At 55.5% G+C, this 3,216-nt stretch carries 3 protein-coding genes; all 3 read left to right on the forward strand.

Features of this window, described 5'->3' with window-relative positions; translation table 11 throughout:
• Nucleotides 1-562: 562 nt before the first annotated feature.
• The 3 genes from A3AI_RS0141750 to A3AI_RS0141760 all read left to right on the forward strand — a co-directional run bounded on the left by A3AI_RS0141750 (nt 563) and on the right by A3AI_RS0141760 (nt 2,948).
• Nucleotides 563-922, forward strand: a complete 360-nt coding sequence (locus tag A3AI_RS0141750) for a thioesterase family protein (RefSeq protein WP_245287092.1) — start codon at nt 563-565, stop codon at nt 920-922.
• A 515-nt stretch (nt 923-1,437) separates the two neighbouring features.
• Entirely contained in the window at nt 1,438-1,764 is a 327-nt protein-coding gene (locus A3AI_RS0141755) for a hypothetical protein (RefSeq protein WP_024521115.1), read from the forward strand.
• Between the two features lie 140 nt (nt 1,765-1,904).
• Nucleotides 1,905-2,948, forward strand: a complete 1,044-nt coding sequence (locus tag A3AI_RS0141760; protein ID WP_036051748.1) for a hypothetical protein — start codon at nt 1,905-1,907, stop codon at nt 2,946-2,948.
• The last annotated feature ends 268 nt before the right edge of the window (nt 2,949-3,216 follow it).

The raw sequence follows: 3,216 nt of genomic DNA on the forward strand, positions 1-3,216 counted from the left end.
GATTCCGAAGAGAAGCACGAGCCCGTGAGCGACATCGACATTGCAGTGGCGGATAGTCTGAGAGCGCTTGACCTCAAACGGCCGATTAGAGAAGCGGACATATATGCGAGGGGTGTCTTTGCCTTTATGATGAGTACCCTCCCTTATTGTCGCAAGGGATGCCGCCTTCGCAGGCGACAGTCCACCATGAGCAGCGTAGTAACGCCATGGCTGCCGCGAACGAGATTTCAAGGTGAAACCCTCAAACGGTGGAGCGCGTCTGGAGTGCGAGCGTTTATCCGCCTATGCCGAAGAGAAAGTACCAAGGCGAAAGCGCTGAGCTTTGGTACACCCTAGTGCCCGCCACCGTTTGACCGTGCTACCTTGCCGATCCTACCGAAAACGACAAACAATGTTGCCGTCTTTAGAGACGGCAGGAGAAGCGACCTTCATCTCTGATCTAGCCAAATGTCCACTTTTGTGCTGCGGTTGGGGATGAAGCGGTCTATGTTCCCGATCAGAGACTGAGGGCTAGTAGGTGCGCGAAATTCCACCAGGAACCAGAGGAACGTCGACGTTGCGGGTGCAACCCGAACACCTTGCCAACCGATTCAAGGACGCCATCTTGCCGCAAGTGCTTGCGACGCCCGTGATGATCCTGGTCATAGAAAACGCCGCGCTCAACGCCATCAGACCGTTCTTGGACGCGGGTGAAAGCGCGGTCGGCACTGCAGTGGATGTAAGACACCTGGCCGCCACGCCAGTAGGCCGCGATGTGCGCGCGACCGCCGAGGTAGTCAGGGTCGAGGGGAAGCGAGTCGACTTCAAAGTGTCCGCAAGCGATGGCATAGACGAGATCGGTAGCGGGAGCCACCAACGAATTGTGATCGATCTTCGCTCCTTCAATGAGCGCCTTGCCAAAAAAGCACAGACAGCGACGTAGTGTCGGTTTCGACATTGTCTTGGCGTAGCAGGTGTCTAAACTTCGGAGCGCGCTTCGCGCTCGCCATCGTTTGACCTTGCTACCTCGACTGTCTCAAGCGGCAACGAAGCGTTCAAACGATGGAAGCATCTTCATCAGTTCACTGACGGAGAGAGTGTCCACCGTCGAAACGGACCGAGGTCACCGGCGGGCCTCTCCTCGTTCTTGTCGGCCGCACAAAACTACCGCCGCTGCTCTTTGCTTGCGATCATCACTTCCCCCTGCGCAGGGAAGGTTATGGCGGAGAAATCTCAATAAAATCAAGACTTAAGCGGGTTTGTGTCCGTCGTTGTGTCGCGATCCGCTGAAGCCATTAATAGCTGTGGAAAAATTTCAGCACGACCAAGATCGCTGCTCGCACACCCCGGCGAAGTCCGGAAAGAGCCCCTGCACGAGCGAAGGCCAAACCTTGGCGGGCTTGCTAGGTATGTCGCGACGGTTGCAATATCTCCGAAGGATTCGGGGGCAACCTTTTCATGACCAAATTTGAGGACGACGAGGTTCTTAAGCACCTCGCTAATGTCCCACGTCGCAAAGAGGACAAGGGCGCATTTTGGATGGGCGTTGCCTTCATAATTTTTGCCCTGTGCTTTCCTGCCTATCAGGCATTGATCTGGCTACAGTCGGGAAATTGGTGGCCGCTTCCGATTTCCCACGGCATCGAATTTTTGGGCTGGCACGTGCCCGTGACGCAGTGGGTGGGGGCGCAAAAGATTATAGATTGGCTCTTTGATTTGCCTCTTTGGAGCATCCCGGCCTTCATGGCATTCGGGTGTTTTTCGGCTTGGAAGGAAACAGTCTAATTCAGAACTTCGTGCCAAGCCGAGCGCGGGCCGCAGATGCGCTGGGCATAATGATTGTAAACGGGGCACGCATTAAACCAAACAATCACTGAGGTGATTGGGGACGTGGTCCCGCCGTGGTCCTAACGCTGAGGATGGGAATGGGTCTGATGCTCGGATTCAAAAGCAAAGTAAAGACGTTGCGCGAGACATTTATGGCGGGTGTCACTAACACCGGCAACGTCACGGCCACAGTGGGCAACAAACTGGTGCTTAACTGGCACGGGACACCTACTCAGCGGGATGGTGTCTTGCAGATGTTCCCGTCAATCCGAGATAAGATGATGCCAGACCTGGAGTTGGGAAGGTGCGCCGACGGCATTATCGCCACCATTCTCGATGATGGCATGTCGCCGGACGACCATGGGTCCAACATCCAGAGTATTGCTATGTTGTGGAGGGTGTTCACAACGCGGCTCGACGGCGGCACCTACGGCGATTTGATCGCCCACACAAACATGCACGCCGCCTTTGAATTGCACGAGCAGATCAACGATCAATTCAATATCACATGGAAGATTAGCGTGATGAGAGGGAGAAAGCCGAAGGCCTCGCCTGACGCAACCAGCGATCAAGATCATCCTACTCGCCCTGCTGACGCGCGTGATGACCGGCGCAGCGTCGGCGCTTCGAATGCAAGACCCGTTAGTTCCGCGAGAGGACTCGGCGCAAAGACCATGCCGTCGGAGTTCGAGGGAGTCCCCGTCTCCCGTCTCGTCGACATGCGTCACGAGCTGACGGCGCTGATCAAGCAGAATCTCTATGGCGGGGGCTCAAAGTCTGAAGGGCAAGCGGCTGTGATTGCCCGCAATACTTTAGACGATTTTGTTTTCCGCATGACGGACGATATGTTCGTGAAGGGCAAGTCTGCCGATCTCGCCCCCCTTAAACGGGCGATAGTTCTTGAAACGTATTCAGAATTGCTGGCCATTCTTGAAGACTACTCTCGCCGTTTTGGTCACGGCGGAAATGCAATAAAGCAAGGTATGTCAACAATCATCTCTGATCCGGACGTGTTCGGTCGCTTCAACCGGGACGATCAGACCAAGATTCAAGCAATAACTGCTGGGTCTTCTCTGTTCGCGAAGCGGAGGTTTAATCAACTTCATCTGTCAATCCGAACAGAAGCCGGAAGGTATGTGTGACGCCCCCCTATCGCGGCTGCTGGGCAGTGTCCGAGAGAAGCGTCGGCACGTCGTCGACCAACAGACAAGGCACGACGACGTTCTGAAGTGCGGGCGATCATTCTCCCTAGATGGACGCAAGCTGCGCGACGCCGCCACTTGCATCACCGAGCTGCCAAAGGCGGCTGAGCGGTGATCTAGATGTGAACTTTCAGGAGGTTGTCCATTCGGCCCGTGCCGTGAACGCTGATGTCACCAAACACACAGTGATTCGCGGGGGACCGAATGG

It is taken from the genome of Bradyrhizobium sp. Tv2a-2 (genome assembly GCF_000472425.1).
Classification (GTDB): Bacteria; Pseudomonadota; Alphaproteobacteria; order Rhizobiales; family Xanthobacteraceae; genus Bradyrhizobium.

What these genes read in the sequence shown, in the direction of transcription:
- A3AI_RS0141755 (WP_024521115.1), top strand. Translation starts at nt 1,438, where the DNA reads ATGACCAAATTTGAGGACGACGAGGTTCTTAAGCACCTCGCTAATGTC.
- A3AI_RS0141760 (WP_036051748.1), top strand. Translation starts at nt 1,905, where the DNA reads ATGGGTCTGATGCTCGGATTCAAAAGCAAAGTAAAGACGTTGCGCGAG.